Consider the following 16,719-nt stretch of genomic DNA (forward strand, 5'->3'; position numbering starts at 1 on the left):
CCACTGGAACAGGTGCGTGCTTTGCGAGCGCGCATACAGCGGGTCGTAGTGCAGCGCCACCAGCTCGGCAAACAGCGGCGCCAGCGCGCGCGCGTGTGCCCAGGCCTGCCAGCGCTCGATCACCTGCGTGCCGTGCAGCTCGCGCAGCGTGCCGAGCTGGCGCGCCAACTGCTCTGGGTCGTCGCCGAGGTTGGCATAGTCGCGCAGCAAATAGTCCAGCCGCGCCGCGCTGCTCGCCTGGATCTCGATGCAGGGGCTGGCGCGCAGGCGCTGCACCAGCGGCTGCGGCACGGCCAGTCGGCCGATCTTGCTGCTTTCGGCCTCGACATAGATGGGGCGCTGCCGGTCGAGCGGCTCCAGCGCCTGCACCAGCAGGGTTTCAAACGCGGTCTGCGAGGGTTGCGCCACGCCCGGCCAGGCACCCAGCACCGAGCCGCGGTGCCGCGCGCAGGCTTCCAGGTCGAGCACCTGCGCGCCGCGCGCGGCCAGCGCCTGCAGCACGCGCGTCTTGGCGCTGCCGGTGGGGCCGCACAGTACGCGCAGGTCCAGCTGCGGCGCCATGGCCTCGATCTGGTCGATGACGTGGCGACGCCAGCCCTTGTAGCCGCCGGCGAGTTGCTGCGCGTCCCAGCCCACCAGGCGCAGCCAGGTCACCATCGAGCCGCTGCGCATGCCGCCGCGCCAGCAATAGACCAGGGGCTTCCAGGTCGCCGGGCGGTCGGCCAGCACGCCGCGCAGATGCCGCGCCAGGTTCGCCGCCACCATGGCGCCGCCCACGCGCCGCGCCTCGAATGCGCCCTGCTGCTTGTAGAGCGTGCCGACCGTGTGGCGCTCCTCGTCGTCGAGCACGGGGCAGTTGATGGCGCCGGGGATGTGGTCGAGCGCGAATTCGGCGGGTGAGCGGGCATCGATGAGGGTGTCGAAGGCGTGGCGCTCGTGCACGCGCACGGGGCTGCGGTGGCTCATGGGAGGTGGGTTCCAGTGGGTGGTTGGGAAGGGCGTGCGCAAAGGCCGCGGACGGGAGAACGAGGGCGTGGCTGGCACAATGCCCGCCACCATGACCGCATCCACACCTGTTGATTCCAAGACCATCCAGCTCACCCAGTTCGCCCATGGCGGAGGGTGCGGCTGCAAGATTGCGCCCGGCTTGCTGCGCGAGATTTTGGCACGGGCGCCGCAGGGCCTCGTACCGCCCGAGCTGCTGGTGGGCACCGAGACCGCCGACGACGCCGCCGTCTACAGCTTGAACGACCAGCAGGCGCTGGTCGCCACCACCGACTTCTTTACCCCGATCGTCGACGATCCGTACGACTTTGGCCGCATTGCCGCGACCAACGCGCTGTCGGACATCTATGCGATGGGTGGCACACCCATCATGGCGCTGGCGCTGGTCGGCATGCCCATTGCCAAGCTGCCGCCCGAGGTGATTGGCCGCGTGCTCGAAGGCGGCGCCGCCGTCTGCCGCGAGGCCGGCATCCCGATTGCCGGCGGCCACAGCATCGACGTGCTCGAACCCATCTACGGCCTGGTCGGCCTGGGCCTGGTGCACCCCGAGCGCGTGCGCCGGAACGCCGATGCCGAGGCGGGCGACGTGCTGGTGCTGGGCAAGCCGCTGGGCGTGGGCGTGCTTTCGGCCGCCCTCAAAAAGGGCGTGCTGGGCGCGGAGGGCTACGCCGAGATGCTGCGCCACACCACGCAGCTCAACCGCGTGGGCATCGCGCTGGCGCAACTCGGTGGCGTGCACGCCATGACCGACGTCACCGGCTTTGGCCTGGCGGGGCACCTGCTGGAAGTCTGCCGGGGCTCGGGCCTGTCCGCCCGCGTGGACCTGGCCCAGGTGCCCCTGATCGCCAGCGCGGTCGAATTCGCCGAGCAGGGCATGGCCACCGGCGCATCGGCCCGCAACTGGGCCGCCTATGGCGGCGAGGTGCTGTGGCCCGCCGGCGCGCCCGCATGGCAGCGCACGCTGCTGACCGACCCGCAGACCAGCGGCGGCCTGCTCGTGAGCTGCAGTGCCGATGCCTTGGACGCCGTCTTGCAAGCCTTCCGCAGCGCGGGCTTTGACAGTGCCGCCGTGGTGGGCGCCATGCAGGCGCAAGAGGCGGGGCAGGGCAGCCGCCTGGTCTGCACCTGAGTCACAGCCGTGCCTTGGGTGGATTCAGCCCTCGGCTGAGGGCGCACCGTTTTCAGAACCGGTCGCGCCCCGGCACCCGCGCCAGCACCCGCAGGTCCGGCCCCACGCGCTCCACGCCTGTGAACTCCAGTGCCTGGCCCTGCGCCAGTGCCTGCAGCGGGCCGATGTGGGCCATGCCCAGGCCCGAGCCCAGCAGCTTGGGCGCCAGGTACACCAGCAGCTCGTCCACCAGCCCCTCGCGCAGCAGCGAGCCGTTGAGCTTGTGGCCGGCCTCCACGTGCAGCTCGTTCACACCGCGCTGCGCCAGGTCGCGCAGCATGGCAGGCAAATCCACCTTGCCATGGGGACCGGGCACCGTCACCACGGTGGCGCCGCGCGCTTCGAGCGCCGATTTTTTGGCGTCATTTTGGACCGCCGCGTAGATGTAGCAAGCGCGCCCAGCTATGAAAAGCTGAGCATCCGGCGGCGTCAGCAACTGGCTGTCCACCACCGTCATATGCGGCTGGCGTGGCGTGTCCCATTCGCGCACGTCCAGGCGCGGGTTGTCTTCGAGCACCGTGCCAATGCCGGTCAGCACCGCGCAGGCGCGCGCGCGCCAGGCATGGCCATCGGCACGCGCCGCGGGCGAGGTGATCCATTGGCTGGTGCCGTTGTGCAGCGCCGTGGTGCCGTCTAGCGATGCCGCCAGTTTCATGCGCACCCAGGGCATGCCCCGCACCATGCGGCTGAAGAAACCGATGTTGAGTTCGCGCGACTCAGCGCCGCCGGGGCCAACCTCGACCTCCACGCCCGCTGCGCGCAGCCGCGCAAATCCCTGTCCGCCCACGAGCGGATTGGGATCGGCAATGGACGCCACCACCTTGCCAATGCCCGCCGCCACCAACGCATCGCAGCATGGCCCCGTGCGTCCCTGGTGCGCGCAGGGCTCCAGCGTCACATAGGCCGTGGCGCCGTTCGTATCAAAGCCCGCGGCCGCCGCGTCGCGCAGCGCCATCACCTCGGCGTGCGCGCCGCCGGCCTGCTGGGTGAAGCCCTGGCCGATCACGCGGCCATCGGGCGCCACCAGCACGCAGCCCACGCGCGGGTTGGGATTGGAAAGAAAAAGCGCCTGGGCTGCGAGCCCAAGCGCTTGGTTCATGAAGAGCGCCGTTGTTGTCATTGCGCTCGGGATGGTACCGCAGCGGTTACTTGCCCCAGCACTCGGTGACTATGGCTCCCGTGGTGACGCCTTTGGCCCCTCGCAGCCCCGTATTGGTCAGAGTGTAGTTGCCGCACTTGTCGCCCGTTTGCGCTCCCTTGGGCGTTGCCGTGAGTGTGAAGGCCGAATTCGTGTTCCCCGCAGCAAAGGCAATGTCATAACGCTTGGTGGCGTCTCCTGACCATGCCAACGCGGCTGGCAGTGTGGTGGGATAGACACCGGTGGCGGTAGCAGCCCTCTCGAGCCACTGCTGTGCCTGCAATAGTCCGGCCCGCGCATCTGCCCGATGCCCGCGCCGGATGTATTCGTTGTAGCTGGGCAAGGCAATGGCCGAGAGGATGCCGATGATGGCGACCACGATCATGACCTCTATGAGCGTAAAGCCCTGGTGTGGATGTTTCATAAAACAGTGTGCTCCTGCTAGCGGTGGGTTAGCGCAGTTGGCGCCAGCTCGGACGCATGGATTGCTCGGGCATGCGGTTCAGGGTGTCCCGGGTACCCCCACCCCCGGTGAGATCCACAATGCGATCGCGTTTTGTGATCAGAACCGGCGTACCGGTCTTCACGGGCGCCCGGGCCACTTTCATGTCGGCGGCGTTGTAGATGCCATTGTTGTCGTAGTCCACCAGTTGGACCGAGGGGAGCTTGCCATCCATGATGTTGACCAGCGTGCGGAACTGGCTGCCGGCGCTGGTGTCCACCTTCACCGGCACGCAGCTCTCGTTGATATTGTCGCTCTCGCTGTTCTTGGTGCCCGAGGGCGATTCGGTATACACCGCAAGAATATTGCTGCCATCAAAGAACTGCATGGGTTTGAGCAGGCGCTCGCCGGTAAACGGCAAGTCCAGGTACCAGCCCTTGTAGTCCTTCCAGGTTTCCTTTTTCAGCTCCTGGGTGGCATTCACGGTGGCGAAGTCGCCGGACACGGTCGTGATGGTCTGCTTGGCCAGGGGCTTGCCATCGTTGGCCATGGTGCCCAGGGGCGTGGGGGCGGGCACGCAGGTGGCGGGCGCTGTGGCGCAATCACCCGATCCTGGATGGACTTCCAGGGAGGTCTTGTCAGACTTCATGCGATAGCGCGTGTTGTCCAGCACGGAATACAGCGTTTGCACGTTCTGCGTGATGTCGGTGCGGCGGTCGTTCGCGGTGAGGTTGCGGCCAGTGCCGAAGGCAACCATCATGCCGCCGATGGATACGGTCTTGGCACTGTCGCCGGTACCCACCGTCATGGTGCGATCATTGGCGCGCACGATGGGCGGGGCCGTGATCGGTTGCACCTTGTCCCGCGTCGTGCTGGTCAGCGCGATGGGGCCGCGCGTGGTGAACAGCGGCTTGTTGTTGCCAAAGGCCACGTCCCATTTGGTCTCGTCGGTACTGGTCAGGTCGAACTTCCAGAGGTTGCCCAGGTTGTCACCTGCATAAATCACATCGGTCTTGCCATCGCCATCAAGATCCACCAGCGCGGGCGATGCTAGACCGTTGTCATTGGCATTGCCGGTGCCTACGGCATCAGTGGAGGCCGGGATGCGCTTGAGCGCCTTGTCGCCATCGAGATACTGCACGAGCAGCACCGGACGTTGATTGTTGCTGTTGTAGCCATTGCCCATCACCACCGCCCAGCGACCGTTGTTCAGGCGCGTGATCTGCGTGGCCTCTTGCAGGTTGGCAGGGTTGCGCCCCGGCTGGGCGACGATGTTGCCAATGTCTTTGTTTTCGTCCACGGCTGTGTTGCAGGAGGTTTGTGCCGCGCCCGAGAGCGCGCTGCAGTTGGGGGCGGCCTCGCTGTTGCTGCGGGTGCGATCCAGCGACACCAGATCGGACGCACTGGCGGTGCCGAAGCCGGCAGGATTGGTGACGTCCAGCACGAAGTAGCCCTTGCCACCGGCACCCAGTGCGCCCACCAGCAGGGTCTTCCAGGCGGTGCCATCGCGCACGTCGCCCGTCATTGGCGAGCCGTCGACGTAGTAGCGGTGCTGGTAGTCCTTGTCGGTCAGGCCTTTTAGCCCACCTACCACGCCACGCGGTACATAGGCGATCAACTCTTTACCGTCGGTCGCCGAGAACCCGTGCAGCATGCCGTCGTTACCACCGACGTACAGAATGGGTGTGCGGTTTTTCTGGGCCGTCACGAAGGTCGAATAGCCCATCGCGTAGTTGCCGGACGGGCGACCGGTGTACCAGATTTCGGAGTTGACCACGTCGCCCTGCCGGCTGTAGCGCACGCGCAGCGGTTTGTCTGTCGTGGTGCCTTCCAGCGAGCGGTCGCCTCGGATGTAGTTGACGATGTTTTGTCCCTGGGTCTTCAAGGGATCCTGGCTGGTGTCGCCCGAAGTTACACCGAGCAGCGCCAGCTTCTGCGCAGTGCTGTAGCCGCTAGTTCCGTTGATATTGGCCCACTTGAACGGGAGGCCTTTGCTGGTGTCGTCGCTCCAGCTCAGCACCAGCCGGTTGTCTACAGAGGCCAGTTCGTCAAGCCGATCTGCCGTGGACTTGCCTTCCCATCCGGCGATGGTGTCGGGAAAACGAATGCACTTGACAGCCGCGTCGTCCTTTGTGGGGCAGGCATATTCTTCGGGTTCAATAGCACGCGTGGCGGTAATAGAGCCACTCCAACCTCTTTTGGGACTATAGATCGATGCAAAAATGCCAGCATTGCTTTGCGAAACGTTGTAGCCGCTGGTGCTGCCGCCCCCGGCGATTTCGTCGGGCAGGGGTGCGCTTTCCTCGTTGATCTTGCCGATGATTTCGCGGAACGCGTTCTCCAATTCGGCGCCTTGTTGTATGGCGTAGAAACGGCCACGTCCATTCAAGGCCGCGTGCCAAAGATCTAGAGCATTTCTACTTTCTGTAGATGCTGTTAAGTCTGGCCAGGTTGTTGTGCCTTTTGCCAACGCTGGGAGGCTACCATCGTATCCAAAAGGCGCCATTTGCGTCGGTTTTGTAATTTGACTGTAGTCCCATTCATACGCCATCTGACTGAAACCAATCGTATAGGTGACCATGTGCGGCCACGTGGCTGGATTGTATTTTGGGTTCCAGAATTTCTTGAGTGTTACTTGATTGGTGCCGGTCCCAAAGACCTCAGTATCTGGCGCTTGATCGTAGACGAGTGATGGCTTGAGCTTGTCCGCGTCTTTCAGGGCGGTGACGGACTGAAGCGGATTGGCCCAGCTATAAAAAGCCCAGTCGGCCAACGTGGTGCCTGCGGATGTATCCCGGTATAACGCGGAATCGGTCCCGGAATAGGTGGCTTTGCCTCCTCCAATGGACAAGTTGGTCGCATTATCTCGTTTAGTGAGATCGGGGACAGCTGTGGCCGTGCCGTTCCAGCGGCCGTCGGTCATCATGATATGGTAATTGCGGCGACAACCCAGGTATTCGGTACCCTTGCTGCCAGTTCCCCCGGGATCAGTCGACCAGGGACTTTTATTATTATTTGGTGAAAGACGCATATAGCCGTCTGCCTGGCTGAACATGCGATGTGACGGCGTCCCGTTCTTTGCGCTAAGCGTGTCAACAAAGTCAAGAAAATTCTTTCGATGAGTGTTTGCTGTTGTAGCGCTTCCCTGTAGGGGTCTCATGGAGTTCACGCCCAAAGTGGCGCTGTTGACACTACTGGCGCCGGCCTTGATGTTGCCACTGGCTGAGCCTACTCCTGGTGATCCTCCATTGTTCCACATGGCTTGCCACGCCAAACGTATTTTCCCGTCTGGAATTAATTCGCTATCGTTGAAAACTTTACTTAAAGAGTATTTAAGAACATTAATTCGGCGGCTTGTGGCTGGCCAGGAGCCATTGGTAGGTGTTTTTTCTTCTGTGGCGCCAATCCAGATGGAGCAATTATTATTGGAATCGAGTTTATATGTCGTGCCAGAGCACTTGTATGGTTTGTTCTGAGTCCCACTTCCGGTTCTGACACTGTTGTCAGTTTTTATCAAAATACATTCTGTATCATCTTCGGCATTGGAGCAGAAATCCATACTCCCGGAGTCATCCACCGAAATAATGACATTCGGTGCCACGAAAGCCGATTTGGACGTGGGCAGCGGCGGTTCCTGCACTAAGTCCAGCGCCCAGGCGGGGGTCAACGCGGCACCAATGGCGATGGCCAGCAGATTCTTCTGGAAGGGTAGGTGGTTGGTGCGGGGCATGGAGTGCTCCTTGAGGGAATTCAGAAAAAAAGTAAAAATGGCTTGAAATGCTTGGGTGGCGAGTGCTGAAAGCTATCGATTGCATAGTTATTCAGCGCGGAATTTCAGTCTTTTGTCCGTTGGCGGGCATAGGTTTCCTGCAGCACGACTGTGGTACCGGGCCTGAGCCCAACGGCCATCGCTGTGATGCGGAAGACGACGTAAACATCGAGGTTCAGCGGTAATTGGCTGGTGGTGGAGTCCACGATCAGGTTGGCGCTTTTGGCTTTGTCGCTGTAGCGCATAATTTCGATCCAGTACCAGCCGCCCTGCTCAGCGGCGGTTTGGGTCAGGATCGGGTTGAGCGGGCCGGCGGTGGGAGTATTGGCTGCGCCGGTGAACTGGCCGTAGCGGGCGCCCACGGCCATGAGGTCGGATAGCGGTACTTCTCCCAGGCCCGTGTTGGCGGCAGGTTTGATGGGGGTCGCTGCTGTGGCGTAGTTCCAGAAGTCCTGCCGTCCCACGCGCCGCGCGCACAGGCCATCCTTGCAGCGCGTGGGCTCGCCCTCCAGCGCGGTAATCAGGGGGTTGATTTCGTTGGTGTCGCCCGGAAACTGCAGCTGGCTGGTGTATGCGCGGCACGGAGAGGCGGCGCATAAGGTGCCATCGGCCATTTCGCCGCGAATATCGAGCTCGGCGTCCTGCAGCAGCGCCTGGGCCGCCTCGAAGGCGCGTTGGTAGTTCGCGTCGTTGCCCACCACCATTTCGTTGAACAGCGAGGTGCGCGACGCCCACAGCGCCAGCAGCATCGAGAGCATGACGAAGACGATGACGACGAACAGTGCCACGCCACGCTGGCGCGCGGCAACGGCTGGCAAGTGTTGCCCGTGGCCGCAAAGGGCCGGGTGGTGGAGGGCAGAGGGGCGCGGAAGGTGTGGCATGGTGGAGAATTTGCGGTGTTCTGGGGCAGCACGCATCAGAGCAGCCCCTGGCTGCGCAACTGGAAGGTGTTGTGGAACAGCAGGTGCATGCGGTTCTTGCGCGGGCCGGTGAGAGTGGTCATGTCCACGCTGTCGCCCTGGCAGTCGGTGTAGCTGCTGCCGGCGGGCATGTCGATCGGCTCGCTGCCATAGAGCACCAAGCAGATCTGCACGCCCTGTACGCGACGCCATGCTGGGTCGGCAGCAGCGGGGGGCATGTCGCTTCCCTTCCTGTACTGAACCTTGGGTCCGGTGGCGTCGGTGGTTTGCACCAGGTAGGTGACCTGGAACTGCGCAACGTTTTGCGCGATCGGCTGCGCAGCGGCGCCATTGCCGCCACATCGGAGATTGCCATTCGCAAAGGTGAAGACGCTTTCGACCCGTTCGTCGGTCTTGGTATTGCCCGGGGCGCCAACACAGTTGCGCGCCAGAAAGTCGGTGCCGATGACGGAATTTGTGGCGTTGTCGGCAAAGAAAACGCTGTCTTGGTAGCGCCTGAACCCGGTGGTCACCGTATCGTCGCCACCTGCGAGGGTGTCCTGCTGCTCGAAGCTGTTTCCGCCGTCGTGTGCGTCGGCTTTGATTTCGAACACCACGGCGCCAAGCACGTCGGTGCCGGCGCCTCCAGCCGGGTCGGGGTTCAAGTACAGCGAACCAGCTTGGCGCAGTTGCTGGCCGATCACCCGCAGGATGTAGGCACCCTGTTGCTGAATGCCGCTGGCATCGCTGACGGTGCCGGAGATGCCGCGCGAGACCATCAGCGCGCCCATGGCCACCGCGACGACCAGCAGGCCGATGGCCAGGCCGACCATCAGCTCAATCAGCGTTACGCCACGTTGCCGAAGGGGTGTTGGAAGGGTTTTCATGTCGTAGAGCTCGCCAGATAAGCGCCAAACGCTATGGTTTTTGAGAGGATGGATGGCCTTCATTACGAGCAGTAAAGCGCTTTTGTGCCGCTGCCGTTGTCATAGGGCGCACAGCGGGCAGCGACCGGGATGTACTGCAAATGGCAGGTTTTGTCGGCGGGGCAGGCATTGGTGGTGTCGGTTCCCGCAGAAAAGGCGCCGTCGGCGGCCCGGAACTTGCTCGCGTCGATATCGTCGGTTTTCGTGCCTGCACGCTCGTTTTCGCGCCAGGCGATGATCACGCCGAGCTGGCGGCGGTTGGTGTCAGCGGTTTCGCCCGGAGCGAGAAAAATGCTCGCCTGCCCTCCCGGAAGGGTTTGCTGCACTGTTGTTTTCCATTGCTTCAGGTCGTACTTGGCCTGCTCTGCGGGGGTACAGGTCGTGCCGCCGCAGTTGGTGGCGGTCAGGTCGCTCCCCTTTTCGCCATAACCAGACTCGTAGTCTTTGATGCTCAGCAGCGCGTTGGGGCTCACCTTCATGCGCTCGCTCAGATCCTCGATCAGGCGAATTGCCTGTGCGCGGCGCACAGTGGTTTGCGTATCTGTCAGGGTGCGCATCTGCACGCCCAGGATGCCCAGGATGCCCAGGGCTGCAACAACGATGGCCACCAGGGATTCAATCAGGGTAATGCCGTGCTGATGGTGAAGGAAGGTGGGTTTCATGGGCTTCAGCCAGTACATGGAATGGCCTCTGGGGGAATGACTCGGATGCGTCCGCCGGAACTCATGCAGACGCCGCGTGCGGCTGGGTTGGTGGTGGATTTGTTCAGTGGAACGAGGCTGAAGCCGAGCCAGGCGCCATCTACCAGGCCCCATCGGTTGAGCTTGATGCTGGAGCCGCCACCAGTGCGGGTGATTTGCACGTTGGCGGGGGCGTCGTAGCGCTGCAGGATGGGCTCGCTGGCATTGCAGGTGCCGTTGCCATCGGTGTCTTCGCAGACGAACCAGCCGCAGTCCCAGTCCCGGGTGCCGCTTGCCGTCGTGCAGCCGTTGGTGTTGTTGGGAAGTTTCTGGATGGCCACCCGCCCACCGCGTTTGATGGCTTCAGAGCGTGCGTAATACAGGGTGGATTGCAATTGCTCAGTGGTTTGCCGCACGCGCCAGCCTTCGATGAGTGGCGTAAAGCTGGGCGCAGCCATGGTGGCCAGCACGCCGACGATGGACACTGTCACCAAAAGTTCGATCGCGGTGAAACCGCCGGCAAATGCCAGAGCGCGCGACAGGGGTGGAGTGCTGGGGCGCATGGGTTGTGGTCCTCGCGGGTTTCAAAGGCACGATTCGCTGCCCTTCTTTTGCACGATCCGCCCACCTTGTCCCGCGCACAGCCGGGTTGCGCTGGTGTCGTTGGCGCTTTTGCCTTCAGGGACGATCAAAAAGTCCATGCTGGTTGCGTCGCCGCCACCGCTGTGCGAGAGCATGCCCCAGCGGTCCAAGGTGATCGTGCCATTGCCGCCTGCCAGGGAGACAGACGCTTTGCTGGGGGCTGCGGTGACCTGCAGGTCGCATTCGTTGGGGTTGTTGGCTGGTACGCAGGCGTCCTGGCTGCCGTTGTTGTTGGCGTCGAAAAAGACCTTCCAGCCGTTGCTCCATTGGCCGGAGTCGTCGGCGATGGCGATGCTGCCGCCGCGTTTGATGGCCTCTGAACGAGCGTAATACAAGGTGGACTGGAGTTCTTCTGCGGCCTGGCGTACGCGCCAGCGTTCCATCAAAGGAGTGAAGCTCGGGGCTGCGAGAGTCGCGAGCACGGCCATGGTGGCCACAACCACCATGACTTCAATGAGGGTGAAGCCATGCGCCCGGCGGCAGACAGTAGCGCTTTGACAGGACAAAAGGAAAGACATGTAACCCATGGTAGCGGGCGAATGTCTCCGGACGCCGGAAGTGCAGACAAATGGCGCGGGCTGTCGGACCAGTGGTCGGTCCGCTGTAGTTTGCGTGCCGATTCAGCGCTGCGTATAACCCCGGCATGCCCCCGCATTGGGCAGTCCCTTGCACTCCCGGTACAAGCGCCGGTCACGCTCGGCGCTGGTTTCTTCAGACGGGCTGCGCTGGTGCTTGACTTTGACAGCGCCGTGCTTCTTGGCCGCCTTGCTGGTGGTGACGTCGGTGGTTTTCTTCTGCCGCGCGGCATGCGCGCCTTCGGACGGAGCCAGAAGGCCTAGGGCCATGCAGGCGCCCAAGACGGCGGTGCCCCAATGACAGCGCAGGATTTTGTGGCAACTGGATTGGTGCATGAGCGCTCCGTGGCTTGAGGGTTGGTGGGTAGAACGTTTCGTGCAGCATCCCATACGATGCTGCGTTGTCACTCTCTATATCCATCCTGCCATGCGCCACGCTGTAATGAACCTCGAAGAATCCCGTATCCGTGAAGTTGCCAACGCCGGCATGGGGCGCAGCGATGTGTTGGCTTTTTGGTTTGGCGAGAGCGATGAGGGCACGCCCGAGGTGGTGCGGCAGGCAGCGGTGGACTCCCTGGAGCGCGGCGAGACCTTTTATGCACACAACCTGGGCCTGCCCGAGCTGCGCGACGCCGTGGCCGCTTACACGAGCCGTCTGCATGGCCCGGTGGGTGCCGACCGCATCGCCATCACCTCGGGCGGCGTGAATGCGCTGATGCTGGCGGTGCAGGCGCTGGTGGATGCGGGCGACGAGGTGGTGGCGGTCACACCGGTGTGGCCCAACCTGACGGCGCAGCCGTGCATCATGGGTGCACGCCTGCGCTGTGTGGCGCTGCGGCCGCAGGCGGGTGGGGCCTGGACGCTGGACATGGGTGAGTTGCTCGCAGCCATCACGCCGACCACGCGGTTGCTGATCGTCAATGCGCCCAACAACCCCACGGGCTGGACGTTGACGGCTGGCGAGCAGCAGCAGATTCTGAAGCATTGCCGCCGCACCGGCACCTGGATTCTGGCCGACGAGGTGTACGAGCGCCTGTATTACGAGCCCACAGCCAACGGCTGCGCGCCGAGCTTTCTGGATGTGGCCGGGCCCGAGGACCTGCTGGTGGTGGTGCAGAGTTTTTCCAAAAGTTTCTTGATGACGGGCTGGCGCCTGGGCTGGCTGGTGATGCCGCCCGACATGACCCAGCACATGGGCAAGCTGATCGAGTTCAACACCTCGTGCACCAGCGTGTTCACGCAGCGCGCGGGCCTGGCGGCGCTGCAGCATGCGGACCAGATCACGCCGCGCGTGGTGGCGCACCTTAAAACCTGCCGCGACACGCTGGTGCCGCTGCTGCAGGCGCTGCCCGGCGTGGAAGTGGCGCCGGCGCGCGGCGGCATGTATGCGTTTTTCAGGCTGGCGGGGCAGGGTGATTCGCTGGCGGTGGCCAAGCGCCTGGTGGCCGAGGCCGGGCTGGGACTGGCGCCGGGCAACGCCTTTGGCGACGAGGCCCAGGGCTGGTTGCGCTGGTGCTTTGCCTCGCGCGACCCGCAGCGCCTAGTGGACGGAGTGCAGCGGCTCAAAAGCTGGCTCGCGTTATAATTGCAGGGTTTTGCATGGTGCAAGACGCACGCCGGTGGCCCTTCCAGCTTCTGGCGCAAGTAAAACCAGTGCCCGCCGTGCTTCGCAAGAGGCGCTAGGCCACATATCCGGAAAAACCAAATGATCGCATCCTCCATCAAGGCCGAAGTCGTCAAGGCCAACGCCCGTGCTGCCAACGATACCGGTAGCCCAGAAGTTCAAGTGGCCCTGCTCACGGCCCGCATCAACGAACTGATGCCCCACTTCAAGACGCACGCCAAGGACCACCACGGTCGCCGCGGCCTGCTGCGCATGGTGAGCCGCCGCCGCAAGCTGCTGGACTACCTCAAGAGCAAAGACGGTCAGCGTTACGTTGACCTGATTGCCAAGCTGGGTCTGCGCAAGTAAGCGTTGCCACAGCAAAAACGCCTGGGTTAGCGCGCTAGCTCAGGCGTTTTTTACTTTGCCGGTGTGCAATGCAGAGCGAAGCTGTGTCATTCCAATGGATTTCCGCGGGCGGTTTCACTGGAATGGCATCGTGTTCTGAATTGGCCGCTGGCGCCCTCTGGTAGAGCGTTACCAGCTATTAACTCAGGAGCAAACATGAGCATTTTCAACAAAGTCAGCAAGACCTTCCAATGGGGTGACAAGACCGTCATCATGGAAACGGGCGAGGTCGCGCGCCAGGCGTCGGGCGCTGTGGTCGTGAACATCGATGACACCGTGGTGCTGGCCACCGTGGTGGCCTCCAAGGGCGCCAAGCCCGGTCAGGACTTCTTTCCCCTGACGGTGGACTACATCGAGAAAACGTACGCCGCCGGCAAGATCCCCGGCAGCTTCTTCAAGCGCGAGGCCAAGCCCAGCGAGCACGAAACCCTGACCAGCCGTCTGATCGACCGCCCGATCCGCCCGCTGTTCCCCGAAGGTTTCTTCAACGAAGTGCACGTGGTCATCCACACGCTGTCGCTGAACCCCGAAGTCGACGCCGACATCGCCGCGTTGATCGCGTCGAGCGCCGCCCTGGCCATCTCCGGCATCCCGTTCAGCGGCCCCATCGGCGCTGCGCGCGTGGGCTTCATCAATGGCGAATACGTGCTCAACCCCGGCCAGACGGCGCGCAAGAGCAGCCAGATGGACCTGGTCGTCGCCGGCACCGAAGCGGCCGTGCTGATGGTCGAGTCCGAAGCGCAGCAACTGCCCGAAGACGTGATGCTGGGCGCCGTGGTGTTTGGCCACGAACAGAGCAAGATCGCCATCAACGCCATCCATGAACTGGTGCGCGATGCCGGCAAGCCCGTGTGGGACTGGAAGGCGCCCGCCAAGGACGAGGTGCTGATCGCCAAGGTGGCGGCCCTGGCCGAGGAAAAAATGCGCGCCGCCTACCAGCTGCGCAACAAGCAAGCCCGCACCCATGCGACGCGCGAAGTGACCGCCTGGACCCTGGCCGGCCTCAAGGCCGAAGGCGTGGAGTTCGACAGCGTCGCTGTCGAGAACATGCTGTTCGACATCGAGGCCAAAATCGTGCGCAGCCAGATCCTGTCGGGCGAGCCGCGCATCGACGGCCGCGACACGCGCACCGTGCGCCCCATCGAGATCCGCAATGCCTTGTTGCCCCGTGCGCACGGCTCGTCGCTGTTCACGCGCGGCGAAACCCAGGCGCTGGTGGTGACCACGCTGGGCACCGAGCGCGATGCGCAGCGCATCGACGCGCTGGCCGGCGAGTACGAAGACCGCTTCATGATGCACTACAACATGCCTCCCTTCGCCACCGGTGAAGTGGGCCGCATGGGCTCGACCAAACGCCGTGAAATCGGCCACGGTCGCCTGGCTAAGCGCGCGCTGATCGCTGTGCTGCCGAACAAGGAAGAATTCCCCTACACCATGCGCGTGGTCTCGGAAATCACCGAGTCCAACGGCTCCTCGTCGATGGCTTCGGTCTGCGGCGGCTGCCTCTCGCTGATGGATGCCGGTGTGCCGATGAAGGCGCACGTGGCGGGCATCGCCATGGGCCTGATCAAGGAAGACAACCGCTTCGCCGTGCTGACCGACATCCTGGGCGACGAGGACCACCTCGGTGACATGGACTTCAAGGTCGCGGGCACCACCGCCGGCATCACGGCACTGCAGATGGACATCAAGATCCAGGGCATCACCAAGGAGATCATGCAGGTCGCCCTGGCGCAGGCCAAGGAAGCGCGCATGCACATCCTGGGCAAGATGCAGGAAGCCATGGGCGAGGCCAACACCGAAGTCTCCAGCTTCGCACCCAAGCTCTACACCATGAAGATCAACCCCGAGAAGATCCGTGACGTGATCGGCAAGGGCGGCTCGGTGATCCGTGCGCTGACCGAAGAGACCGGCTGCCAGATCAACATTGATGAAGACGGCACCATCACCATCGCTTCGACCGATACCGCCAAGGCCGACGAAGCCAAGCGCCGCATCGCGCAGATCACCGCGGAAGTGGAAATCGGCAAGGTCTATGAAGGTCCGGTGACGAAGATCCTCGACTTCGGCGCGCTGATCAACCTGCTGCCCGGCAAGGACGGCCTGCTGCACATCAGCCAGATCGCCCACGAGCGCGTCGAGCGCGTCAGCGACTACCTGACCGAAGGTCAGATCGTCAAGGTCAAGGTGCTCGAGACCGACGAAAAGGGCCGCGTCAAGCTGTCGATGAAGGCCTTGGCCGAGCGCAGCAATGGCGGCAACGACCGCCCGGCGCCCGCCGAGCGTGCTGACCGCGGCGAGCGCCGCGAGCCGGCGCCCCGCGAAGGCGAACAGCAGCAACAGCAGGCCCTGCCGCTCGATCAGCAAGGCCAGCTCAACGGCTGATCGACTGATTTGCTATTGATATGAGAGCTACTAACGCACGCCAGTCGTGCGTTAGTGGCTTAAGTCATTCAAATCAACGAAAGCTGATCGATATGCGTGCTGTAGAAATTACCTCATTCGGCCCGCCCGACGTGCTGCGTCTGGGCGAGCGCCCTGTGCCCGTGGCCGGCGCCGGCGAGCTGCTGATCCGCGTCGCGGCCAGCGGCATCAACCGGCCCGACGTCTTGCAGCGCAAGGGCGGCTATGCGCCGCCGCCCGGCACCTCCGACCTGCCGGGCCTTGAAGTGGCCGGCGTGGTCGAGAGTGGCGATGCGGCCGCCATGGCGCAGGCGGGTCTGCGCGTGGGCGACCGCGTGTGCGCGCTGGTGGCCGGTGGCGGCTATGCCGAGTGGTGCGTTGCGCCGGTCGCGCAGTGCCTGCCGGTGCCGGCGGGCCTGAGCGACGTGGAGGCGGCCTCGCTGCCCGAGACCTTCTTCACGGTCTGGAGCAACGTGTTCGACCGCGGCCGCCTGCAGCGCGGCGAAACCCTGCTGGTGCAAGGCGGCAGCAGCGGCATCGGCGTGACCGCGATCCAGTTGGGCCGGGCGTTGGGCGCCACCGTGATCGTGACGGCGGGCAGCGATGAAAAATGCGCGGCGTGCCTCGCGCTCGGTGCGCACCATGCCATCAACTACAAAACGCAGGACTTTGTCGCCGAGGTGCAGCGCATCACCGGCGGCAAGGGCGCCGATGTGGTGCTGGACATGGTGGCCGGCAGCTATGTGGCGCGCGAGGTGGAATGCCTGGCCGAGGACGGCCGCGTGGTCATCATCGCAGTGCAGGGCGGACTGCAGAGCGAATTCAATGCGGGCTTGGTGATGCGCCGGCGCCTGACGATCACGGGTTCCACGCTGCGGCCCCGCCCGGTGGAGTTCAAGGGCGCCATCGCCCGGTCGCTGCGCGAACATGTGTGGCCGCTGCTCGCGGCAGGCGCGGTGCGGCCGGTCATCTACAGCACGTTTCCCGCGGCGCAGGCCGGTGACGCGCATGCGCTGATGGAGTCCAGCCAGCACATTGGCAAGATTGTTTTGACGTGGTGA

General features: G+C 63.7%; 15 protein-coding genes. 5 read left to right on the forward strand and 10 right to left on the reverse strand.

What is annotated here, in order from left to right:
* The coding region (mnmH, locus tag B2J89_RS08720; RefSeq protein WP_169168756.1) for a tRNA 2-selenouridine(34) synthase MnmH at positions 1 to 966 on the reverse strand (966 nt) is incomplete at its 3' end.
* A 91-nt stretch (positions 967 to 1,057) separates the two neighbouring features.
* Between mnmH and selD the strand changes: the two genes are divergently transcribed.
* Complete coding sequence (selD, locus tag B2J89_RS08725) at positions 1,058 to 2,134, forward strand: selenide, water dikinase SelD (protein ID WP_169168757.1); 1,077 nt, start codon at positions 1,058 to 1,060, stop codon at positions 2,132 to 2,134.
* Between the two features lie 52 nt (positions 2,135 to 2,186).
* Here the strand turns inward: selD and ribD are convergent, their stop codons facing one another.
* The 9 genes from ribD to B2J89_RS08770 all read right to left on the reverse strand — a co-directional run bounded on the left by ribD (position 2,187) and on the right by B2J89_RS08770 (position 11,514).
* On the reverse strand, positions 2,187 to 3,293 hold the full coding sequence (gene ribD, locus B2J89_RS08730) for a bifunctional diaminohydroxyphosphoribosylaminopyrimidine deaminase/5-amino-6-(5-phosphoribosylamino)uracil reductase RibD (RefSeq protein WP_169168758.1): 1,107 nt from the start codon (positions 3,291 to 3,293) through the stop codon (positions 2,187 to 2,189).
* A gap of 25 nt (positions 3,294 to 3,318) precedes the next feature.
* Positions 3,319 to 3,735, reverse strand: a complete 417-nt coding sequence (locus B2J89_RS08735; protein WP_169168759.1) for a type IV pilin protein — start codon at positions 3,733 to 3,735, stop codon at positions 3,319 to 3,321.
* Positions 3,736 to 3,763: 28 nt separating this feature from the next.
* Positions 3,764 to 7,483, reverse strand: a complete 3,720-nt coding sequence (locus tag B2J89_RS08740; protein ID WP_205763762.1) for a pilus assembly protein — start codon at positions 7,481 to 7,483, stop codon at positions 3,764 to 3,766.
* Positions 7,484 to 7,587: 104 nt separating this feature from the next.
* The gene (locus B2J89_RS08745) at positions 7,588 to 8,403 is read right to left on the reverse strand and encodes a PilX N-terminal domain-containing pilus assembly protein (protein WP_169168797.1); all 816 of its coding nucleotides are present in this window, start codon (positions 8,401 to 8,403) and stop codon (positions 7,588 to 7,590) included.
* Positions 8,404 to 8,438: 35 nt separating this feature from the next.
* Positions 8,439 to 9,308 (reverse strand): PilW family protein, encoded by an 870-nt coding sequence (locus tag B2J89_RS08750; RefSeq protein ID WP_169168796.1) that lies wholly within the window; start codon positions 9,306 to 9,308, stop codon positions 8,439 to 8,441.
* A gap of 62 nt (positions 9,309 to 9,370) precedes the next feature.
* The gene (gene pilV, locus B2J89_RS08755; protein WP_240964781.1) at positions 9,371 to 10,027 is read right to left on the reverse strand and encodes a type IV pilus modification protein PilV; all 657 of its coding nucleotides are present in this window, start codon (positions 10,025 to 10,027) and stop codon (positions 9,371 to 9,373) included.
* The gene (locus B2J89_RS08760; RefSeq protein WP_169168760.1) at positions 10,015 to 10,590 is read right to left on the reverse strand and encodes a GspH/FimT family pseudopilin; all 576 of its coding nucleotides are present in this window, start codon (positions 10,588 to 10,590) and stop codon (positions 10,015 to 10,017) included. The genes pilV and B2J89_RS08760 overlap by 13 nt, the downstream gene beginning before the upstream one ends.
* Before the next feature lie 21 nt (positions 10,591 to 10,611).
* Positions 10,612 to 11,187: a GspH/FimT family pseudopilin gene (locus B2J89_RS08765; RefSeq protein ID WP_169168761.1), complete on the reverse strand. Its 576-nt coding sequence runs from the start codon at positions 11,185 to 11,187 to the stop codon at positions 10,612 to 10,614.
* 102 nt (positions 11,188 to 11,289) lie between these two features.
* Positions 11,290 to 11,514: a hypothetical protein gene (locus B2J89_RS08770; protein ID WP_169168734.1), complete on the reverse strand. Its 225-nt coding sequence runs from the start codon at positions 11,512 to 11,514 to the stop codon at positions 11,290 to 11,292.
* Positions 11,515 to 11,671: 157 nt separating this feature from the next.
* Between B2J89_RS08770 and B2J89_RS08775 the strand changes: the two genes are divergently transcribed.
* From B2J89_RS08775 to B2J89_RS08790, 4 genes are all read left to right on the forward strand, one after another.
* On the forward strand, positions 11,672 to 12,829 hold the full coding sequence (locus tag B2J89_RS08775; protein ID WP_169168762.1) for a pyridoxal phosphate-dependent aminotransferase: 1,158 nt from the start codon (positions 11,672 to 11,674) through the stop codon (positions 12,827 to 12,829).
* 120 nt (positions 12,830 to 12,949) lie between these two features.
* Positions 12,950 to 13,216, forward strand: a complete 267-nt coding sequence (rpsO, locus tag B2J89_RS08780; protein ID WP_169168763.1) for a 30S ribosomal protein S15 — start codon at positions 12,950 to 12,952, stop codon at positions 13,214 to 13,216.
* Between the two features lie 195 nt (positions 13,217 to 13,411).
* Positions 13,412 to 15,640: a polyribonucleotide nucleotidyltransferase gene (gene pnp / locus B2J89_RS08785; protein WP_169168764.1), complete on the forward strand. Its 2,229-nt coding sequence runs from the start codon at positions 13,412 to 13,414 to the stop codon at positions 15,638 to 15,640.
* Between the two features lie 92 nt (positions 15,641 to 15,732).
* Positions 15,733 to 16,719 (forward strand): NAD(P)H-quinone oxidoreductase, encoded by a 987-nt coding sequence (locus B2J89_RS08790; protein ID WP_169168765.1) that lies wholly within the window; start codon positions 15,733 to 15,735, stop codon positions 16,717 to 16,719.

The sequence above is a fragment of the Acidovorax sp. SRB_24 genome (assembly GCF_012931925.1).

Coding starts and splice junctions, on each gene's coding strand:
- selD (WP_169168757.1), top strand. CDS start 1,058: ATGACCGCATCCACACCTGTTGATTCCAAGACCATCCAGCTCACCCAG.
- ribD (WP_169168758.1), bottom strand. CDS start 3,293: ATGACAACAACGGCGCTCTTCATGAACCAAGCGCTTGGGCTCGCAGCC.
- B2J89_RS08735 (WP_169168759.1), bottom strand. CDS start 3,735: ATGAAACATCCACACCAGGGCTTTACGCTCATAGAGGTCATGATCGTG.
- B2J89_RS08740 (WP_205763762.1), bottom strand. CDS start 7,483: ATGCCCCGCACCAACCACCTACCCTTCCAGAAGAATCTGCTGGCCATC.
- B2J89_RS08745 (WP_169168797.1), bottom strand. CDS start 8,403: ATGCCACACCTTCCGCGCCCCTCTGCCCTCCACCACCCGGCCCTTTGC.
- B2J89_RS08750 (WP_169168796.1), bottom strand. CDS start 9,308: ATGAAAACCCTTCCAACACCCCTTCGGCAACGTGGCGTAACGCTGATT.
- pilV (WP_240964781.1), bottom strand. CDS start 10,027: ATGTACTGGCTGAAGCCCATGAAACCCACCTTCCTTCACCATCAGCAC.
- B2J89_RS08760 (WP_169168760.1), bottom strand. CDS start 10,590: ATGCGCCCCAGCACTCCACCCCTGTCGCGCGCTCTGGCATTTGCCGGC.
- B2J89_RS08765 (WP_169168761.1), bottom strand. CDS start 11,187: ATGTCTTTCCTTTTGTCCTGTCAAAGCGCTACTGTCTGCCGCCGGGCG.
- B2J89_RS08770 (WP_169168734.1), bottom strand. CDS start 11,514: ATGGCCCTAGGCCTTCTGGCTCCGTCCGAAGGCGCGCATGCCGCGCGG.
- B2J89_RS08775 (WP_169168762.1), top strand. CDS start 11,672: ATGCGCCACGCTGTAATGAACCTCGAAGAATCCCGTATCCGTGAAGTT.
- rpsO (WP_169168763.1), top strand. CDS start 12,950: ATGATCGCATCCTCCATCAAGGCCGAAGTCGTCAAGGCCAACGCCCGT.
- pnp (WP_169168764.1), top strand. CDS start 13,412: ATGAGCATTTTCAACAAAGTCAGCAAGACCTTCCAATGGGGTGACAAG.
- B2J89_RS08790 (WP_169168765.1), top strand. CDS start 15,733: ATGCGTGCTGTAGAAATTACCTCATTCGGCCCGCCCGACGTGCTGCGT.